Consider the following 20,895-nt stretch of genomic DNA (forward strand, 5'->3'; position numbering starts at 1 on the left):
TGTACGTGGCGTTGTTGAGGCTAAGTCAATTTATAAGAAGGCTGGAGAAGTTGTTTCTAAGAATTAGGATAAGGATTTAAGAGGTGGATTTATATGCGAAATGAGTTAACAGAAAATGACATTAAGAAGATGGAAGAAGAAATCGACTATCGTATTAGCGTTGTTAGAAAAGAGGCTCTTGAGGATGTAAAGACAGCACGAGCTCAAGGAGATTTAAGCGAGAATTTCGAATATCATGCTGCTAAGAAGTTTAAGAACCAGAATGAAAGTCGTATCAGATATCTTCAAAGAATGATTAAGTCTGCTACAGTTATTAAAGAAACTGCTGCAGAAGATGAAATCGGTGTTAATAATACTGTAGAAGTTTATTATGAGGATGATGACGAAAGCGAGGAAATTAAGCTTGTTACAACAGTAAGAGAAGATTCTTTACTTGGACTTATAAGCATTGAATCCCCACTTGGAAAAGCCCTACTTGGTCATAAAGTAGGCGATAGAGTGCTTATTCATGTTAATGATAATCTTGAGTATTACGTAGTAGTAAAGCGCATCGATAAAACAGATGATGCAGACGATAAGATACAACGTTATTGACAACAATCGCACTAGATAGTATATTTAATGGGCTTAATTTTTTAAGCCCATTTATTTTTTAATAGCAATAGATTTTACGAAAGAAAACAATTGAAAGGAAGAACACACATGTCTTTTAACGAGGCTCAAAAAAGAGCGATAGAATTTAACAAGGGTCCTTGTCTTGTTATTGCAGGCCCTGGTAGTGGTAAGACTTTTACCCTGACTAATCGAATAAAGAATCTAATTAATAATCATGATGTGAGTCCACAAAACATTCTAGTAATCACTTTTAATAAATCCGCAGCAATTCAAATTAAAGAGCGTTTCTATAAAGAGAACAATAATCAAGGCATTGGCGTATTTTTTGCCACCTTTCATTCCCTCTTTTTTACCATACTTAAGCATGCCAACAACCTAACAAATGATGCAGTTATAACTCTTAATCTACAAAGAAGCATTATAAGAAAAGAGATTTTAAAATACGAGCTAGAATATGATAATGAAGACGAACTAATTGATTTAGTTCTTGCAGAAATTTCTAAGATAAAAAATGACAATCTTGATATCAATAATTACAAGTCCAAAACAATCCCAGAACAGACCTTTAAGAATATATTTAGAGTTTACGAATTTGAAAAAAAGCGACGTGGTCTATTAGACTTTGATGATTTCGCTCTTAAGCTAGTTTATCTTTTAAAGGAAAATGAAGAGCTACGTCAGAGTCTGATAAAGCGCTTTAAATACATTTTAATAGATGAATTTCAAGATATTAATAAGGTGCAGTTTGAGGTAATAATGCAGTTACTAGGGGAAGAATGCAATCTTTTTGTGGTGGGAGATGATGATCAAAGTATTTACGGCTTTAGGGGCTCTAAGCCAGAGATTATGCTATCCTTCCTAGATATATTTTCAAAGGCAAGTAAGTTTGAATTAAATATAAATTACAGGAGTGAGTCAAATATCGTGGAACTTGCCAATAAACTTATAGCCCATAATAAAGTAAGATTTGAAAAAAATTTACATACGCCGGAACGGAGTAAAGGAATAATTACTTACCTTAGGCCAAAGGATCAAAAGGAAGAGAGGGAGTTTTTAGTTAGTGAGATTGTAAAACTAAGGGAGCAGGGGATAAATTATAGGGATATTGCTATATTTTCAAGGACAAATGAATTAAATAAGGTCTTTGTAAGAGAACTTATGGCTATGGGAATTAAATGCAAAAATGATTTTAAGATGTCTTCTTTTTACAATAGTAATGTGGTGGAGGAAGTCCTTGATTACCTTGAAATTGCCCTTGGAGATAGGACTAGAGAGAAGTTTTTAAAAATAATAAATAAGCCCATGAGGTATATTACAAGGTCTTATCTTACAAGTCCCGTGTCTTTGATTTCTTTAAAGGAGATTTATGAGAAGGCGGAAAGGCCTAATTATACTGTTATAAAAAATATTGATAGCCTTATCTTTGATATTAATATGCTTAAGAAAATGACTAGCTTTGCGGCGATTAATTACATTAGAAAGGGCATTGGCCTTGAGGATTATATTGAGGAATATGCTAGAAAAAATAAAGCCAATAAGGAGCTGATACTTGAAGACCTTGAAAAGATAACAGAGCTTTCAAAGGAATTTACTAAGATAAGTGATTTTGTAGCCTTTGTAAGGGAAAAGCAAAAGGAAAATGGGGAGGCAGCAGCTGATGGAACTGGAGTTAGTGCAGGGGCGAAAGATAAGGACTACTGTAATTTTGATGGGATTAACTTCTACACTCTTCATAGAAGTAAGGGCCTAGAGTTTAAAGTGGTTTTTATTATGGATGTTTGCGAGGAAATTATTCCTCTTAATAAGGCGACACTTGAAGAGGAAATAGAGGAGGAGCGAAGGCTTTTCTATGTAGGTATTACAAGGGCTAAGAAACATTTGTATATACTTTCTCCTAAGCATAGATATAACAAAGATTATCTTCCTTCGAGATTTATCGAGGAAATAGGTCTTGAGGAAAATCAATTATTGTGATACCCTTTTAAAAGGTTACATAAAGAAAAGCTTATGCAGTAAGCATGAAAAGGAGATAAATATGGCAAATAATTCAGAATATAGCACAGTTACACTTGCACTTGATGGCGGTGAGACATGCGAATGTGCAATCGTTAGAATTTTCCCAGCTGGTGAGAATACATATATAGCGCTTTTACCACTTGAGGGTGAGGCAGCAGATAACGATGAGGTTTATCTTTACAGATACGAAGAGGATCCAAACGGTGAGCCAGTACTAGAGAATATTGACTCTGATGAGGAATATGAGATAGTTTCAGATGCTTTTGATGAAGAGCTTGATGCTATGGAATATGAAGAACTCTACGAAGCTGAAGATATTGAAGAAGAGAATAAGTAATAAATAAACTATATCATAAGAAAACTTATTTAAATTAACAAAAAGCACTTGATAATTAATTAAATTAGGTTTATTATAGAAAAGTATTAATGAATGTCAAAGGAGACAATTTTAGCCGCGATAGCTAGAATTGTCTTTTTTTGTTTTAAGGAGGAATTATGGATAAGATTGATAAGAAGATAATCACATTATTACAGCAGAACGCAAGAATGCCACTTAAGGCTTTAGCAGAGAACGTATTTTTATCATCACCTGCTGTATCAGCAAGAATTGAAAGACTTGAAAAAGAAGAAATCATTGAAGGCTATGAGGTTAAGATTAATCAGTTAAAGCTTGGATATCATATTACAGCTTTTATTAATCTTGAAGTAGCACCTGCACAGAAGCCAGAATTTTATCCATTTATTAAGTCATGCGCTAACGTTGTAGAATGTAATTGTGTAACAGGTAATTATTCAATGTTACTTAAGGTTATCTTCCCAAGTACTTTAGAGCTTGATACATTTATTGGACAGCTTCAGAAATTCGGTCGTACATCAACTCAGATTGTTTTCTCAACACCAGTTCCACCAAGAGGAATTGACGTTAACCAAGATATGCCAATGGAAGAATAATTTTATTTTCTTTTTATTGAATGAATAATCTCTGCTTGCTATACTAAAAAGCGTATGAAACAAAGACAATCGGAGGTTTTTCATGTTTAATAATCAGGATAAATGTAAACTAGTTTTAGATAACGTCAATAAGGTTATCGTAGATAAAGAGGATGTTACAAAGTTGATTTTAACAAGTGTTTTAGCATCTGGCCATGTACTACTAGAGGATGTTCCAGGAACAGGCAAGACAATGCTTGCTAAAACATTTGCTAAAAGCATAGAGGGTAACTTTAAGAGAATCCAATTTACACCAGATTTACTTCCATCAGACATTACAGGTATTCATATCTATAACCAGAAGGAAGAAGAGTTTAAGTTTAGAAAAGGTCCAATTTTTACTAATATTTTATTGGCCGATGAGATTAACAGAGCGACACCAAGAACTCAGTCAGCACTTCTTGAATGTATGGAAGAAACACAGGTAACAGTTGATGAAACTAGTTTTAAGCTAGATGCACCATTTATCGTTATTGCCACTGAGAACCCTATTGAGACAGCTGGTACTTACGAGTTACCAGAGGCTCAGTTAGATAGATTTTTAATGAAGATTAATATGGGTTATCCAAGCGAGGAAGGTGAGAAGGAGATTCTTACTAGATTTTTAAAGGCTAGCCCTATTGAATCCATTAGAAGCGTAGTTACTACAAAAGATATCTTAGAGATGAGAGAAGAGGTAAAGGAAGTCTTTATCCATCCATCTTTAATTGAATATATTGTCAATATTGCTACTAAGACTAGAAATAGCGTGGACATTTCCATTGGTATTAGTCCTAGAGCGTCAATTGCTATGGTGAATGCTGCGAGAGCATTTGCATATGTATCAGGAAGAACTTATGTTGTACCAGAAGATATTAAGTCTTTAGCTAGAGTTTGCTTTGCTCATAGACTTTCACTATCATCCGGTGCCTTTGCTCGTGACAACAAAGAGCAGATTATTGATAGAATCGTTAGCGAAATTAATGTGCCTACAGAGGAATGGGATAAGTAATGAATATTATTTTGATGATAGTAGCTGTGGCACTTGTTTACTTCTTTGTTGTTACTCTTTATAGAAAGAATTGGTCTAAGAATTTGAAAATGAATCTAAATTTCGAAAGCAGAAATGTGATTCGTGGGGATTCAACCAATTTAGTCTTAACTGTTAGCAACGCTAAGAAATTGCCCTTAGCTATGATTAACACTAAATTTCAATTAGATAAGAGTTTGTATTTTACAGATATTGATACTAACTCTACAACTACAGATAGAACCTATAGAAATGACGTGTTTTCCCTAGGTCCTAATCAGAAGATCACAAGACGTATTCCTATTAAGTGTCTTAAAAGAGGTGTCTTTACACTAGATAATTTAGAGATTGTCTTTAACGGTGTATTTATGGACGAGGTAAATGTATGCAAGCAGGACGCTACTGCCTTTATTACAGTTTACCCACAGGCCATTGACGTTAATAAGCTTGGAATTATTAATAATAGCCTTGAAGGGGACTTAACTAAGAAGAAGTACCTATTCGAGGATAAGTTCGCTTTCCGCTCAATTAGAGAATACAACTATAATGATAATTTAAAGTCCGTTAACTGGAAGGCTTCTGCTAAAACCGGTCAGCTTATGGTTAATGAATATGATGAGACTATGAGTAGAAATGTATGCATTTTACTTAATTTAGAAAAGGACAGACAGCTTGAATCCCTTGAGATTATTGAGAATAGTATTGAGCTTTGTTCAGGCTTTGCCACTAAGTTTTTAAAAGAAGGGGTTAATTTATCCCTTTACTCAAATGCTAGAGATTATCTTGAAGGAGCTGAGATAAAGCTTTCTGCAGGTTCTGGTGTTGCTCATTTAAAGACTATTAACGCGCTACTTGCTAGAGTTGATGCAAGCAAGGAGAAGCGTGACTTTAAGGAAATTATTAACGAACTTCAAATTAAAAGAGATTCAATCTATGTAATTATTTCTGCTAATAGACAAAAGGAATTAGTAGACTTAATTAACGAGAAATTTAAAAACGATAAGGATTCTCTCTGGGTTGTGCCACATTTTAGGGGAGAAAATATATCGCAGTTTACAGAGCTAAAGAGCCTGGAGTTTGAGATTGATCAGAATATAGGAGGTAAGCTTTAATGGGACAGCCAACAAAGATTAGTAAAACTAACAAAAGGCTTAACGTATTAGAAACCTTCCTAGAAATTTTCACACAGTTTGTGGTATTTTTTGCCATTGAAGTTATGGCTATTATTGGTATTGCCAATAGGCCAAATACTGATATAGTTCTATGTTCATTGTGTATTATTCCAACAGTAGCTCTTTATATTGTTAGACGTAAGGTTAATAATTTTACAGCCTTTATGATAATTAATTTGATATTCCCGCTAGCAAGCCTTGTCTTTGCAAGAAATGACCTTGAGATTGTGACTTTTTTCCTTGCTACACTAGTAATATCACTTCGTTCAATTAGAATTAAGAATGCCATGAATAAGCTTACAGAGCTTGCTAATAATTCCCCTGTTTCTAAGGATTTTGTATCTAATTTAAAATCTGCAGCAGACGAGGATGTTTACTCAAGTTCTGTAATTAAAGAAAGAATTCATCCAGCCTACGCCCTTGTAATGTTTGTGGGATACGTGCTTGGTGGCAGCAATAATAATGATGGCCTTGTGGGACTTATGGTGCTTTTATTTGTAGTGTTTGTCCTATCTAGCCTAATTTATAATCAGGTAAAGGAACTTAATAAGGTTATTAAGGTTAACTCCGGAAAGTCAGAGTTTCCCCTTAATAGAATTATTAATGCAAATGTAACCGTAACCTTTGTAATTGCCTTAGTTATGGCGGTTTTCATGTACCTTTTCTATTACGGTAAGTACGGAAATATATTTAGTATAATCGGCGGATTTTTATTTGCCATTGTAAAGCTAATTATTAAGTTTATTCTTATACTTTGGGGATCTGGTGAGGATTCAACAGATTCAGCTTCTTCTAGTGATGAGGCAAGTTCAGGTTATGATATTAGCTTTGCAGATTCCACACCAAATGATAATGCAGCTATCTTTAATGCTATTTTTGAGGCCTTTGCCCTTGTGCTTGTGATAGCCTTGGCAGTTTCAGTAATTTACCTAGTATTTAAGTATGCTAAGAGCTTTAAAAGGACTAAGCTTGATGAATTTGATGAAGTGGAATTTTTAAAGGAAGAAAAGATTTCAAAGGATAAGGCTTACGAGAATTTAAAGAAGGAGTCATCTAAGGGCTTATCTAATAATGACAGCTATAGAAAGATTTTCAAAAAATACGCCAAGTCAAAGAAGCGTTATACTAAATATAAGAAAAATGGTCTAAAGCCAGATAAATTAATGCCTGGCGATATTTCTTCTAAGCTTATTATTGAGGATGAAGAAAAGGCGGCTAAGATAACTGAGGCTTATGAAAAGGCTAGATACTCAAGAGAAGAGGTAACTAAAGAGGAAATTAGTTATTTAAAGAAGTTATAAAACTTATTGACAAACAAATATTGTTAGTTTATAGTTTTAATATAATTCAATATTTAAAATGCGATGAAGAGGAATAGTAGTTATGAATCGGAATACAGAGAGCTATCGGTTGGTGAAAGATAGATAAAGTGAAGTAATGAACTCGCCTTGGAGCAGCTACCTGAAATTATTTTTTAATAACTGTAGGGCTAGACGGAATGCCAACCGTTATAATGGTCAGAATATGAAAGTATTTGGTGAGTGCATAGTTTTACTATGAATAAGAGTGGTAACGCGGATTTTATTCGTCTCTTAAAGGGAAACCTTTAAGAGACGTTTTTTTATAGCCTCTTTGGGAAGGGAGACTTTTTAGCGTTAGGATAAAGATAAATTAGTGGCTTTATTTGTCTTTAGGCTTTTGACACATTTTCATAAGTAAGAGCACTAGAATTAGGAGGAAAGGTTTATGTTTAATTACAAGCAGTACAAGAGAGGCTACTTTATGCCACCAGTTGAGTGCAATGACTGGGTTAAGAAGGAATACGTGGATAAGGCACCAATTTGGTGTTCTGTTGATTTAAGAGATGGCAACCAGGCTTTAATAGAACCAATGAGCTTGGCTGAGAAGTTAGAGTTTTACAAGATGTTAATTAAGGTGGGCTTTAAGGAAATCGAGATTGGTTTCCCAGCAGCATCAGAGACAGAGTATGAATTTTGCCGTACTTTAATTGATAATAATATGATTCCTGAGGATGTTACAATTCAGGTACTTACTCAGGCTAGACCTCATATTATTAAGAAGACTTTTGAGGCAGTTAAGGGCGCTCCAAGAGCAATTATCCATGTTTACAATTCTACATCTCTTGCACAAAGAGAGCAGGTATTTGCTAAGTCTAAGGAAGAAATTAAGAAGATCGCTATTGAAGGTGCTAAGCTTTTAAAGGAATTAGCTGAGGCAGATGGCGGAAACTATTTATTTGAATACAGCCCTGAGTCATTTACAGGCACAGAGCCAGAATATGCCCTTGAGGTTTGTAACGCAGTTATTGACCAGTGGCAGCCAACAAAAGACAAAAAGTGCATCATTAACTTACCGGTAACTGTTGAGATGTCTCTTCCTCATGTTTATGCTAGTCAGGTAGAGTACATGTGTAAGAACATGCATAATAGGGAAAATGTTATCGTATCCCTTCATCCACATAATGACAGAGGTACAGGCGTTGCCGATTCTGAGCTTGGCTTGCTTGCTGGTGCTGATAGAATTGAGGGTACACTTTTTGGTAATGGCGAGAGAACTGGTAATGTAGATGTTATTACACTTGCTATGAATATGTATTCACATGGTGTTGATCCAAAGCTTGATTTATCTGATATGCCTGAGCTTGCACAGACTTATGAAAAGCTTACTCAGATGACAATTTCTGATAGACATCCATATTGTGGTAAGTTAGTATTTGCAGCCTTCTCAGGATCTCATCAGGATGCTATTTCAAAGGGGATGCACTATAGAATCGACCACAATCCAGAACTTTGGACAGTTCCATATCTTCCAATTAATCCAGAGGATGTTGGTAGAACTTATGATTCTGATGTTATTAGAATTAACAGCCAGTCTGGTAAGGGTGGCGTTGCCTACGTATTAGAGAGAAACTTCGGTATGCTTATTCCAAAGGCTATGAGAGAGGATTTAGGCTATGCTGTAAAGGATGTTTCTGATAATGCTCATAAGGAATTAGCGCCAGATGAGGTTCTTGAAATCTTTGAGAAGAGATATAAGAAATATACACCAAACTTTAAGATTACAGAGGTACATTTTAAGCAGGAAGATGGAATTCAGACAGCAGTTACTATTGAAGAAAATGGACAGTCTCTTACAGTTAATGCGGCTGGTAAGGGTCGTCTTGATGCAGTAAGTAACGCACTTGCTAAACATTTTAATAAGCCATGTAATATTACAGTTTATGAAGAGCATGCTTTAAAGAGTGGTTCTGGTGCTTCGGCTATTGCTTATGTAGGTATTGAGGGCGATGATGGCAAGGGCTACTTTGGTATTGGTATTGATCACGATATTATTAGAGCTTCTATTGATGCGGTTGAGTCAGCTATGAATAGAAGTCTTGATAAGTAGGATTTAACAATAATGTAGTTTGTTTTTAATAAGGAATTAGTTAAGGGATAGGAAAATGTTTCTATCCCTTTTCTTTAGATTAGAAACGAACAAAATTTCTTTTTGGACTTTTATTTTTCATAAAAGAATGTTAATATAGGACATGGTAAGTCGAGAAAGGAATTTAATTATGAGAATTATTTTAGCTTCTGCTTCTCCTAGAAGAAAGGAACTTTTAGAGCAGGTCGGTATTAAATTTGAGATTATAACTAGTCAGGCAAGTGAGGAGATTGAACTAATGCCTCCTTACGATTATGTGAAGGAACTTTCAAGAAGGAAGGCAAGAGCTGTATTTGATATGCTAAAGGAAAGAGGGGAAGACCTCTCTGATTGTGTGATTATTGGCGCAGATACAGTGGTTTATCACAAGGGCGAGATTCTAACTAAGCCTAAGGATAAGGAAGATGCTAGAAGAATGATTAAGGGACTTTCTGATAATGCTCATCAGGTTTACACAGGAGTTTGTCTTATTAAGACAAGTGGCGTGGGCGATAAAGTGGAGGCTAAAGAGATTAGCTTTAGTGAGAAGACAGAAGTTTTAGTCTACCCTTTAACAGATGAGAGTGTGGAGGCCTACATATCAACTAAAGAGCCTTATGATAAGGCAGGGGCATATGGAATTCAGGGGCTTTTTGCCGCCTACATTAAGGCTATTGAGGGCGACTATAATAATGTAGTTGGCTTGCCAGTAGCAAGAATATGTCTTGAACTTTATAAATTAGGATATAGAATAGATTACGAAAGGTGTTAATATGATACGATTTATAGCAAGTGACTTAGATGGTACACTACTTCTTAATGGGGCACAGAGTGTAGATGAAGAAACTTTAAGAGCAATAGCTAAGCTTTTAAAGTCGGGAATACATTTTGCTGCTGCATCAGGTAGACAGATTACCTCTCTAAAGAGACTATTTGAGCCAGTTTCAAAGGATTTGGTATATATTGCTGAGAACGGTGCATTAGTAGCTTATAAGGACAAGGTAATAGCTAAGACAGCTATGGAGAGAGACTTAGCCCTTGAAATTATTGATGATGTTTATAATAGAGCTAATTGTGAGGTCTTAGTTTCAGGACAAAAGACTGCCTATATTAAGCCTAAGACTAAAGAATATCATCATAGAATGACCGAGGTAGTTAACTATCATACAACTCTAGTAGAGGATTTTAGTGAGATTAGGGAAGATATTTTAAAGGTGGCTGTTTGTGACCTTTCAGGTATCTCTAATTCTAGAGACTATTTCTTTGATAGATGGCAGGGTAAGGCAAGTATTGCAGTATCTGGTGATCTCTACCTAGACTTTATGGAGACTAGTGTTTCTAAGGGTAAGGCTATTAATCAGATTAAGGAGTATTTTAAATTACAGTCTAATGAGTGTATGGCATTTGGTGATAATTATAATGATATTACTATGCTTGATAATGTTAAGTATTCTTATGTCATGGAGAAGGCTGTAGCAGATGTTAAGAAACATGGTAACTACGAGGCCAAGAGAGTAGTTGATACATTAAGGGAGCGTTTCCCACAAATTTTATCATAAGGAGATTATTATGGACGAGAAGCATTTAACAGCCTGTGCAGAGGTTTTCTTAAAAGAGCAAGCAAAACTTTTTATGGAGGATGTAGTCTTTGATCTTGATGAGGCTAAGGATTTTCTTGAAGAGTCCTTTGCTTTTGTTTGTAAGGACATTAAGGAATTAAGAGATGCCCTAGCAGAAGAAGGTATGGATGTTAGTTCTATGTCTGATGAAGAATTAGAAGAGCAGCTAGAAGTTTTTAAACTTCCTAGCGGTGAATATTTTGTAGTTGAAGGTTAGAGGTGAATTGCTTGAAGATTAACATTGTATGCGTTGGCAAGGTGAAAGAGAAGTTCTTTACAGGTGCTATTGATGAGTACTCTAAGAGACTTTCAAGATACTGTAATCTAAAGATTATAGAGCTTCCTGATGAGAAGACACCGGATAATGCAAGTGATACTGTTAATGACTTAATCAAAAGAAAAGAAGGGGAGAGAATTTTATCTAATATAAAAGACGACTCCTATGTTATAGCCCTTGCCATTGAAGGCAAGATGCTAGATTCTGTCGAGTTATCAAAAAAGATTGATGAGCTAGGAATTTCTGGAAAGAGCGATATTAGCTTTGTGATTGGTGGTTCCCTTGGCTTATCAAGTGAGGTCTTAGCTAGAGCAGACTATAAGCTTAGCTTTTCTAAGATGACCTTTCCACACCAGTTAATGCGTGTGATTTTACTTGAACAGATTTATAGAAGCTATAGAATTATGAAGAACGAGCCGTATCACAAGTAGCTCCTTCAAAGAAGGAGCTACACGTGTGCGAGCTGCGGCTCTGCCGCATCTAATGCGAGCACTTCCCCCCTTGTGGTGGGAAAGGAGCTACACGTGTGCGAGTTGCGGCTCTGCCGCATCTAATGCGAGCACTTCCCCCCCTTGTGGTGGGAAAAGAGCTACACGTGTGCGATTGCAGCTATAGCAAGATTTTACAGAATAATGGACTAAAGGAGTAAGGGTTTTGAAGACTAACAAGAAGAGATTAATTGCTTTAGTGTCTGCAGCGGTTTTAGTTGCAGCATGTTTAATTTTTATGATTTTTTTCAATGGCCATTTTGTTTATATATCAACAGGGCTAAATTCTAATACAATTCTTAAAGTGGATGGCATTTCAATGACTAAAGCCGAAGCTAAGATTTTAATGTCTGATGCTAGAAGCCAGTACGAAGAGCTTTTAGGTGAAGATATCTGGAATGAGACAATTGATGGAGAATCTTTTTATTCTTATGTTAATGATCAAATTAAAGTTAAGTTAATAAGAGTTGCTATGCTAAATAAGCTAGCAAAGGAAAGAGGCGTTGTTTTAAGTAGAGATGAAGAGAACAACGTAGAGGCAGCAGCTGCTGAGTATTACAATAACTTATCCGATGATGATAAGAAGCAGTTAGATGTAAGTTTAGAGGATCTAGAAGAGATGTATACTAAATTTGCCATTGCTAATAAATTATATGAGGATATTATTTCTGAATATGACATTGAGGTAAGTTATGATGATGCTAGAGTTATTGATATTCAGTATATTGTAAGCGATTCTAAGGAAGAGGTGGAGAATGCCTATAATAGCATTCAGTCAGGTAGCTCTTTCTTTGCCCTTGCAAAGGAAATCAATGACGATGGCAATTATGAAATGGAATTAAAGAAGGGTGAAATGGATCAGACATTTGAAGACATTGCCTTTAACCTATCTACTGGTGATATGAGTGAGGTTTTTGAAGTTAATGGACTTTATTATCTAATTCGTTGTACTTCTGATAATGATAAAACTAAGACTGAAGTCAATAAGACAACAATCTTAGAAAGCAAGCAATTAGAGCAGTTTAATGAGTATATGAATGAGTACGAATCAAAGTATTATGTAGATTTTAATACAGGAGTTTGGGCAAAACTTAGCGTTCGTTCTAATTCAATTTATTCATCAAACTTTGAAAGCATTTTTAATTCTTATTTATCTAATTAGACTTGCATTTTAAATAAAAGGGAGAAAATTTTATGGCAACTAAGAAATATGATGCTAATAGTATTTCCATTTTGGAAGGACTAGAAGCGGTTAGAAAAAGACCTGGTATGTATATTGGTTCAGTAGGCACTAAGGGTCTTAATCATCTTATATATGAAATCGTAGATAATTCTGTAGATGAGCATTTAGCGGGCTTTTGTAGTGATATTACAGTTAGTCTTAATGCAGATGGTACAGCTACTATTAAGGATAATGGTAGAGGTATTCCAATAGGAATTCATCCTAAGGCTGGTATTCCAGCAGTTGAGGTTGTATTTACTGTACTTCATGCCGGAGGTAAGTTTGGCGATGGCGGTTACAAGATTTCTGGTGGTTTACATGGTGTAGGTGCATCCGTTGTTAATGCTCTTTCAGTTTGGTTAGAGGTTGAAATCAGACTTGAAGGTAAAGTTTATAAGCAAAGATATGAAAGAGGTAAGGCAGTAGCTCCTCTTAAGGAGATTGGTACTTGCAGAAAGCATGATACAGGTACAACAGTTACTTTCCTTCCTGATGGTGAAATCTTTGAAAAGACTAGATTTAAGGCGGATTCAATCAAGTCAAGATTACATGAAATCGCATATTTAAATCCAGGACTTACAATTAATTTTAAGGACCTTAGAGGTGAAGAACCTGAAGAGGAAACTTTCCATGAAGAAGATGGTATTTTAGCTTATGTTAAGGACTTAAATGTAGGCAAGGAAACTGTTTGTGATATTGTTTATTTTAAGAATAAGCAGGATGACATTGAAGTGGAAGTTGCTTTCCAGTATGTAAATGAATTCGAGGAAAATATACTTGGTTTCTGTAATAACATTTACACTCAAGAGGGTGGTACACATATTACAGGTTTTAAGACTAAGTTTACAATGATTATTAATCAGTATGCTAGAGAGTTAGGAATTCTTAAGGATAAGGATAATAACTTTACTGGTCTTGATGTTAGAAATGGTATGACAGCTATTGTTGCTATTAAGCATCCAGCACCAAGATTTGAAGGCCAGACAAAGACTAAGCTTGATAATCCTGATGCTTCAACAGTTGTATCGGCTATAACTAACGACGAGGTTCAGTTATATTTTGATAAGAATTTAGAGGCTCTAAAGGCTGTTATTGCTTGTGCTGAAAAGTCAGCTAAGATTCGCAAGGCTGAGGAAAAGGCTAAGACAAATCTTCTTACAAAGCAGAAATTCTCAATTGATAGCAACGGTAAGCTTGCTAACTGTGAAAGTAGAAATCCTGAGGAGTGCGAAGTATTTATTGTAGAGGGTGATTCTGCCGGCGGTTCTGCAAAGTCTGCTAGAAACAGAAGAACTCAGGCAATCCTTCCAATTAGAGGTAAGATCTTAAATGTTGAGAAGGCAACAATCGATAAGGTTTTAGCTAATGCAGAAATTAAGACTATGATTAATTCCTTTAATTGTGGCTTCTTAGAGGGTTACGGTAATGACTTTGATATTTCAAAGCTTCGTTATGACAAGATTATTATTATGACTGATGCCGATGTGGATGGTGCTCATATTGATACACTTTTACTCACATTCTTCTATAGATTCATGCCTGAGCTTATTAATCAGGGTCATGTCTATATTGCAACACCACCTCTTTATAAGGTAGTGCCAAAGAAGACTAAGAAGAAGTCTGGGGATGAAGGCATGTATCTTTATGATGACAAGGCTCTTGAAAATTATAGAAAGAATCATGAAGAAGGTAGCTTTACTCTTCAAAGATATAAGGGACTTGGTGAGATGGATCCTGAGCAGCTTTGGGAGACAACTCTTAATCCTGAAACTAGAATTTTAAAACAAGTAGAAATTGAAGATGCGAGAATGGCAGCGGAGGTTACTTCTATGCTTATGGGTAGTGAAGTACCACCAAGACGTGCATTTATCTATGCTCATGCCAATGAAGCTGAGATCGATGCTTAAATTATTACTTGTATAATAAAGACATAAATTCTAATTAATAATTAGAATATTAAACGGGAGGATATATGGCTGAACAGATAGTAAAGACTGAGTATTCTGAAATAATGCAAAAGTCTTATATAGATTATTCCATGAGTGTAATTACAGCAAGAGCTTTACCAGATGCAAGAGATGGTTTAAAGCCTGTTCAAAGAAGAGTTTTATACGCTATGGACCAATTAAATTTAGGACATGATAAGCCCCATAGAAAGTCAGCAAGAATTGTTGGTGATACCATGGGTAAATATCATCCACATGGTGATAGCTCAATTTATGAGACATTAGTAGTTTTATCACAGGATTTTAAGAAGGGAATGGCTTTAGTAGATGGTCATGGTAACTTTGGCTCTATTGAAGGTGATGGAGCTGCTGCTATGCGATACACTGAGGCTAGACTCCAGAAGTTTACAGAGGACGTGTATTTAACTGATCTTGATAAAAATGTAGTAGATTTCCTACCAAACTTCGATGAAACAGAAAAAGAACCAGAGGTTTTACCAGTTAGAGTACCTAATTTACTTATTAATGGTGCTGATGGTATTGCCGTTGGTATGACAACTAATATTCCACCTCACAATCTAGCTGAGGTTTGTGATGCAGTTTGTGCCTATATGGATAACACTGAAATTACAACTAAGGAATTATTAGAAATTATGCCAGGACCAGATTTCCCTACAGGCGGTATTGTAATTAATAAGTCTGACTTAGAGGACATCTATGAAACAGGTCAGGGTAAGGTAAAGCTTCGTGGTAAGGTGGTTTACGAGCCAGCCACAAAGAGAAGTGAAAGAGATAAGTTAGTTATTACAGAGATTCCATACACAATGATTGGAGCTAATATTTCTAAGTTTATCTCAGATGTTCTTGATTTAATTGAAACTAAGAAGACAAGTGATATTGTGGATGTTTCAAATGAATCTTCTAAGGAAGGCATTAGAATCGTTCTTGAACTTAAGAAGAACGCTGATTACAAGAACTTAGAGAACATGCTTTATAAGAAGACAAAGCTTGAAGATACTTTTGGTGTTAACATGCTTGCTATTGTTAATGGAAGACCAGAAACTTTAAGCCTTAAGCAGGTTATTAAGCATCATGTAGACTTCCAGTTTGATCTTGCCACAAGAAAATATACAACTCTCCTTAAAAAGGAAAGAGACAATAAGGAGATTAAAGAAGGTCTTATTCGTGCCTGCGACATTATTGATTTAATTATTGAAATCCTTAGAGGAAGTAAGAATTTAGCTCAGGCTAAGGATTGCTTAGTTAACGGTAATGTTGAAGGTATTAATTTTAAGTCTGAAAAATCTAAGGCAAGTGCAGCTAAGCTTGATTTTACAGAGCGCCAGGCTACAGAGATTTTACAGATGCGTCTTTATAGATTAATTGGTCTTGAAATTTTACAGCTTCAGAAGGAATTCGAAGAATGCTTAAAGAAGATTGAAAAATATGAGAAGATCCTTTCATCTAGAAAAGAAATGGCAAAGGTAATTAAGGCTGAACTTTTAAGAATTAAGAAGGAATATGCTAGAGCTAGAAGAACTCAGATTCTTGATGCTAAGGAAGCTGTTTATGAAGAAAAGAAGATGGAAGAGAAGGAAGTAGTCTTTATTATGGATAGATTTGGCTATGCTAAGACTATTGATATTTCTGCCTATGAGAGAAATAAGGAAGCAGTACATGCAGAGAATAAGTATGTCTTTACATGTATGAATACCGGTAAGATTCTCATTTTCACAGACACAGGTAATATGCATCAGGTTAAGGTAAAGGACTTACCATATACTAGATTTAGAGACAAGGGTACTCCTATTGATAATGTTGGTAATTACGATAGTAGTGGAGAAAATATTTGCTTCCTCGGTTCTGAGGCAACAATCAAGAATAAGAAGCTACTTTTTGTTACAAAGAATGGTATGGCAAAGCTTGTGGATGCTTCTGAGTTTGAAGTTAATAAAAAGACAGTTTCGGCTACAAAGCTTGGTGAGGATGATAGCTTAGTAGGCGTTTATACAACAGATGCTAAGATTGCTATTTATTCTAAGTTTACCCTTGAGGGTGGCATTGTAGAGGAAGAGGTTGTGGAAAGTAACCAGAACGTTTGCCTTGCTAGTGCTAATGGTAACATTTTAAAATTCCCTCTAACTGACATTCCTCAAAAGAAGAAGAATGCTCTTGGTGTTCGTGCTATGAAGTTAGCTAAGGATGATCATATTGATGAGGTCTTCTTAGTTACTGATGGAGATGAGGTAACGGTTGAGTATAAGAAGAAGGAACTTAACCTTACTAACTTAAAGTTGGCTCATAGAGATTCTAAGGGAAGTAAAATTAAATAGCTTAAATCCTAAAAGGAGGTTTACATCCTAGTAAACATTTGCTAAATTAGTAGTGATTACATTTTAATGAGTTAAATCGTTAAAACATTAGGAGGAAATGAAAATGAAACTTTGGGGCGGTCGTTTTACAAAGGAGACTAATGAGTTAGTTAATAACTTCAATGCATCAATCTCCTTTGACCAAAAATTTTATAAACAAGATGTCAGAGGTAGTATTGCACATGCTACTATGCTTGCTAAATCAGGGATTATTAGCGAAGAAGAAGGCGAGAAGATTGTTAATGGCTTAAAGGCAATTTTAGCTGACATCGAAGCAGGAAAGCTTGTTATAGATGATGAATATGAGGACATTCATACATTTATGGAGGCAAACCTTATTGAAAGAATTGGTGATGCTGGTAAGAAGCTTCACACTGGTAGAAGCAGAAATGATCAGGTTGCACTTGATATGAGACTTTATACAAGGGATGAGATTTTAGCTGTAAATGAAGAAGTTAAGGAATTAATGCAGGTTATTCTTCGTATTATGAAGGAAAATGTTACAACATTTATGCCAGGCTTCACTCATTTACAAAAAGCTCAGCCTGTAACTGTAGCACATCACTTTGGCGCATACTTTGAGATGTTTAAAAGAGATAGATCAAGACTTTCAGATATCTATGAGAGAATGAATTACTGTCCACTTGGCGCAGGGGCTCTAGCTGGTACAACTTATCCTCTAGATAGAGAGTTAACTGCTAAGTTACTAGAATTTAATGGACCTACACTTAATAGTATGGATTCAGTTTCTGATAGAGATTACTTAATTGAATTCTTATCAGCACTTTCAACTATTATGATGCATTTAAGCAGATTCTCTGAAGAAATTATTATTTGGAATTCTAATGAGTATAAGTTTATTGAGCTTGATGATGCATTTTCGACAGGAAGCTCAATTATGCCACAGAAGAAGAATCCAGATATTGCAGAGCTTGTAAGAGGTAAGACAGGTAGAGTTTATGCAGCACTTATGGGACTTCTTACAACAATGAAGGGAATTCCTCTTGCTTACAATAAGGATATGCAGGAAGATAAGGAATTAACTTTTGATGCCATCGATACTGTAAAGGGCTGTGTCAGCCTCTTTAAGGGTATGATTGATACAATGAAGTTTAATGATAAGAGAATGGCTGATTCTGCTAAGCATGGCTTTACAAATGCTACAGATGCCGCTGATTATTTAGTTAAGAAGGGCGTACCATTTAGAGAAGCTCATGGTATTGTTGGCCAGTTAGTTCTTCTTTGCCTTGATAAGGGAATCGCACTTGATGACCTTTCTCTTGAAGAATATAAGAAGATTAGCCCCGTATTTGATGAGGATATCTATGAGGCAATTAGCTTAGAGACTTGTGTTAATAAGAGACTTACTCTTGGCGCACCAGGACCTGAGGTAATGAATAAGGTTATTAAGTTAAATGAGGAATATTTAGCTAATAACTAAGTTAAGATTATATAAAACTTTAGATTAAGATATAAGATTTAAACCAGAAATTAGCCTAGGCTAGTTTCTGGTTTTTATTGCCTTGATGCATTTTCCCTAAGAATAAGGCTTTATATTAATTGTAGAAATATATGTTAAATGATATAATAAAAATAGTTTTTAAGGTAAATATATAAGGAGATTTCTTATATGATAAGAATTATATATTTTGATGTTGCAGCGCTTTTAGTAAATGCCATCATTGTGTTTTCTTTCTTTTATAGAAAGATGACTAGGGGAGCATCGAATAAGTTTTTTATATTTAATGCTATATGGGGAATTATAACTTGCATTTTTGATATATGGGCTATAACTATTGATACGAGCATGCATAATAGTTTATTTGAAATTAGGACTGCCTTTATACCTAATTCCCTTTATTTTCTATTTCATTTGTCTAATATTTTCATATATACTTTGTATAATATTAGCATTATAGACTTGTGGCAAATTATGTTTAAGAGGCATGGCTTCTGGATTTTTCATATTCTTTCAATTCTAGCTATCATTATTTTATTGATTGTAAATCATTATAATGGCATGATTTTTAGAATTGATGAAATGGGACATTATATTAGAGGAAATTATATACTTCTAATGTATTTTATTGGTAGTCTGAATTTCTTTTATTCCTTTTTCTTTGTAATTCAATACAGAGATTGGTATGCACAGTCACACTTTAATAGTATTGTTTTGATGTATCCTATTAGTGTACTTGCAATTGGAATTCAATGGTTCTTCCCGTATTTAGTTGTGGAGCCCTTTGCCCTATCTTTAGTTAATCTTTTGGTAAGCCAGACGGTTCAAAGGCCGGAGGTTTTAATTGATGGAGTTACAGGTTTTCACAATATGAACTCCTTTATATCTGATACGAAAAGATACGAAAAGACTAAGTCTAATCGAATGATACTTCTAGTTAAATTAAAGAATTCTTCAATGCTTAGGGGGCTTTTATCCTATGAGCACTACAATTCCTTAATTAGAAGAACTGCAGGTATGATTCAGAATTCGACTAACTTAATTAAGGGTAGATATATTCTTTATTATTTAAACGATGGCAAGTTTGCAATTATTGTTAATCGTATTGATGGAAACAGGGTTAAGGCCTTAGCCAAACTAATTGATAATGAGCTTTCAAAGCCTATTAGTTTTAATCATATAAATGTAAATATAAACGCTTACCTTTGCAGTCTTGTATTCCCAGAGGATATTGCTAGCGTGGAGGATTTGATTACATTTTCCAATAGCTTTTACAATAATAGCAAGCTCATGGGAAATATTTACGAGGCTAAGGACATTATTAATGATAAGGAAGTAAGTATAAATACAAACATTGATAAAATCATTGAAAAGGCTTATTTAACGGATAATTTCATGGTTTATTATCAGCCAATTTATTCTGTTAAGGAAAAGAAATTTAAAAGTGCCGAGGCTTTGCTAAGACTATATGACAAGGAATATGGCTTTGTATCTCCAAAGGTATTTATTAGAGCAGCGGAGAAGAGTGGGGCGATTCTAAGAATTGGCGACTATGTTTTAGATGAGACTTTTAAATTTATTGCTAGTGAAGATTTTGTAAAAAGTGGACTTGAATTTGTGGAAATTAATCTTTCAATCCAGCAATGTCTTCAGGTGAATTTGGCGGATAATATCATAAATAAAATGAAGTGTATGGAGATATCTCCAGATAAAGTAAACTTTGAAATTACAGAAAGCATTGCTGGTTATTCTCAGGCTGTGGTTATGAACAATCTTATTAAGCTAAACGATTATGGCATTAAGTTTTCTCTAGATGACTTTGGAACGGGGTATTCTAATCTTAGAAGACTTGGAACCCTGCCAATAACTATTGTTAAGCTTGATAAGCTTTTTGTAGATGAGTATAAGAATGAGGTTATGCAAACCATAATTAAAAATGTAATCTCTATGTTTAAGGAACTAGATTTAAAAATTTTAGTTGAGGGCGTGGAGAATAAAGATCAGCTAGAGTCTTTTATTGGCTATGGTTGTGATGAGATTCAGGGCTTCTTTTTCTCAAGGCCTATAAAGAAGGGAGATTTACTAGATTTCCTAGAAAACTTTAGGTCAGAGGAGCAGGAGAAGTTAGAAGATAATTTCTAGAAATTATAAGAAGAATAAAGTTTAACCACTAGAATAATATGAACGCAGTGTAAGCAATCCCCCGCTTCAAAAGCGTAAGCTTTAAGCGGGGGTATAAAGCTTACTAGTGTCAGAAGGGGTTAAAGCCCCTTCTGACAGGTGG

General features: G+C 35.0%; 17 protein-coding genes and 1 other annotated feature. All 17 genes read left to right on the forward strand.

The annotated features are described in order from the left end of the window. The first annotated feature begins 93 nt into the window (after positions 1-93). The 17 genes from QVA17_RS09835 to QVA17_RS09915 all read left to right on the forward strand — a co-directional run bounded on the left by QVA17_RS09835 (position 94) and on the right by QVA17_RS09915 (position 20,753). Positions 94-594, forward strand: a complete 501-nt coding sequence (locus tag QVA17_RS09835; RefSeq protein WP_027430567.1) for a GreA/GreB family elongation factor — start codon at positions 94-96, stop codon at positions 592-594. A 108-nt stretch (positions 595-702) separates the two neighbouring features. Beyond that, positions 703-2,589 carry an ATP-dependent helicase gene (locus tag QVA17_RS09840; RefSeq protein WP_287388520.1) on the forward strand — a complete coding sequence of 629 codons (1,887 nt, stop codon included), beginning with the start codon at positions 703-705 and terminating at the stop codon, positions 2,587-2,589. Positions 2,590-2,650: 61 nt separating this feature from the next. Further along, entirely contained in the window at positions 2,651-2,968 is a 318-nt protein-coding gene (locus QVA17_RS09845) for a DUF1292 domain-containing protein (RefSeq protein WP_287388523.1), read from the forward strand. A gap of 158 nt (positions 2,969-3,126) precedes the next feature. Continuing rightward, entirely contained in the window at positions 3,127-3,582 is a 456-nt protein-coding gene (locus QVA17_RS09850) for an Lrp/AsnC family transcriptional regulator (RefSeq protein ID WP_027430570.1), read from the forward strand. Positions 3,583-3,664: 82 nt separating this feature from the next. Next, positions 3,665-4,612 (forward strand): AAA family ATPase, encoded by a 948-nt coding sequence (locus QVA17_RS09855; protein WP_287388526.1) that lies wholly within the window; start codon positions 3,665-3,667, stop codon positions 4,610-4,612. Continuing rightward, positions 4,612-5,742: a DUF58 domain-containing protein gene (locus tag QVA17_RS09860; protein ID WP_287388528.1), complete on the forward strand. Its 1,131-nt coding sequence runs from the start codon at positions 4,612-4,614 to the stop codon at positions 5,740-5,742. Before QVA17_RS09855 ends, QVA17_RS09860 begins: the two co-directional genes overlap by 1 nt. Next, entirely contained in the window at positions 5,742-7,103 is a 1,362-nt protein-coding gene (locus tag QVA17_RS09865; protein WP_287388533.1) for a hypothetical protein, read from the forward strand. The genes QVA17_RS09860 and QVA17_RS09865 overlap by 1 nt, the downstream gene beginning before the upstream one ends. 54 nt (positions 7,104-7,157) lie before the next feature. After that, positions 7,158-7,398 (forward strand) — a binding site (T-box leader). A gap of 150 nt (positions 7,399-7,548) precedes the next feature. After that, positions 7,549-9,210 carry a 2-isopropylmalate synthase gene (locus QVA17_RS09870; RefSeq protein WP_287388535.1) on the forward strand — a complete coding sequence of 554 codons (1,662 nt, stop codon included), beginning with the start codon at positions 7,549-7,551 and terminating at the stop codon, positions 9,208-9,210. Between the two features lie 166 nt (positions 9,211-9,376). Continuing rightward, on the forward strand, positions 9,377-10,000 hold the full coding sequence (locus tag QVA17_RS09875; protein WP_287388554.1) for a Maf family protein: 624 nt from the start codon (positions 9,377-9,379) through the stop codon (positions 9,998-10,000). Position 10,001: 1 nt separating this feature from the next. Continuing rightward, the gene (locus tag QVA17_RS09880) at positions 10,002-10,787 is read left to right on the forward strand and encodes an HAD family hydrolase (RefSeq protein WP_287388537.1); all 786 of its coding nucleotides are present in this window, start codon (positions 10,002-10,004) and stop codon (positions 10,785-10,787) included. A gap of 10 nt (positions 10,788-10,797) precedes the next feature. Continuing rightward, entirely contained in the window at positions 10,798-11,064 is a 267-nt protein-coding gene (locus tag QVA17_RS09885; RefSeq protein ID WP_027430578.1) for a glyoxalase, read from the forward strand. 11 nt (positions 11,065-11,075) lie between these two features. Then, on the forward strand, positions 11,076-11,555 hold the full coding sequence (gene rlmH / locus QVA17_RS09890; protein ID WP_027430579.1) for a 23S rRNA (pseudouridine(1915)-N(3))-methyltransferase RlmH: 480 nt from the start codon (positions 11,076-11,078) through the stop codon (positions 11,553-11,555). A 223-nt stretch (positions 11,556-11,778) separates the two neighbouring features. Next, a complete protein-coding gene (locus QVA17_RS09895) occupies positions 11,779-12,774 on the forward strand; it encodes a peptidylprolyl isomerase (protein ID WP_287388543.1) in 996 nt (331 codons plus the stop codon). 32 nt (positions 12,775-12,806) lie between these two features. Next, positions 12,807-14,741, forward strand: coding sequence for a DNA gyrase/topoisomerase IV subunit B (locus QVA17_RS09900; RefSeq protein ID WP_287388544.1), 1,935 nt, complete (start codon positions 12,807-12,809; stop codon positions 14,739-14,741). A 65-nt stretch (positions 14,742-14,806) separates the two neighbouring features. Further along, a complete protein-coding gene (locus QVA17_RS09905) occupies positions 14,807-17,113 on the forward strand; it encodes a DNA gyrase/topoisomerase IV subunit A (protein ID WP_287388546.1) in 2,307 nt (768 codons plus the stop codon). Positions 17,114-17,216: 103 nt separating this feature from the next. Beyond that, on the forward strand, positions 17,217-18,593 hold the full coding sequence (argH, locus tag QVA17_RS09910; RefSeq protein ID WP_287388548.1) for an argininosuccinate lyase: 1,377 nt from the start codon (positions 17,217-17,219) through the stop codon (positions 18,591-18,593). A 492-nt stretch (positions 18,594-19,085) separates the two neighbouring features. Continuing rightward, the gene (locus tag QVA17_RS09915; protein ID WP_287388550.1) at positions 19,086-20,753 is read left to right on the forward strand and encodes an EAL domain-containing protein; all 1,668 of its coding nucleotides are present in this window, start codon (positions 19,086-19,088) and stop codon (positions 20,751-20,753) included. Positions 20,754-20,895: the final 142 nt, after the last annotated feature.

Origin of the sequence: Lachnospira sp., from assembly GCF_016290755.1 — a bacterium.
Classification (GTDB): domain Bacteria; phylum Bacillota; class Clostridia; order Lachnospirales; family Lachnospiraceae; genus Lachnospira; species Lachnospira multipara.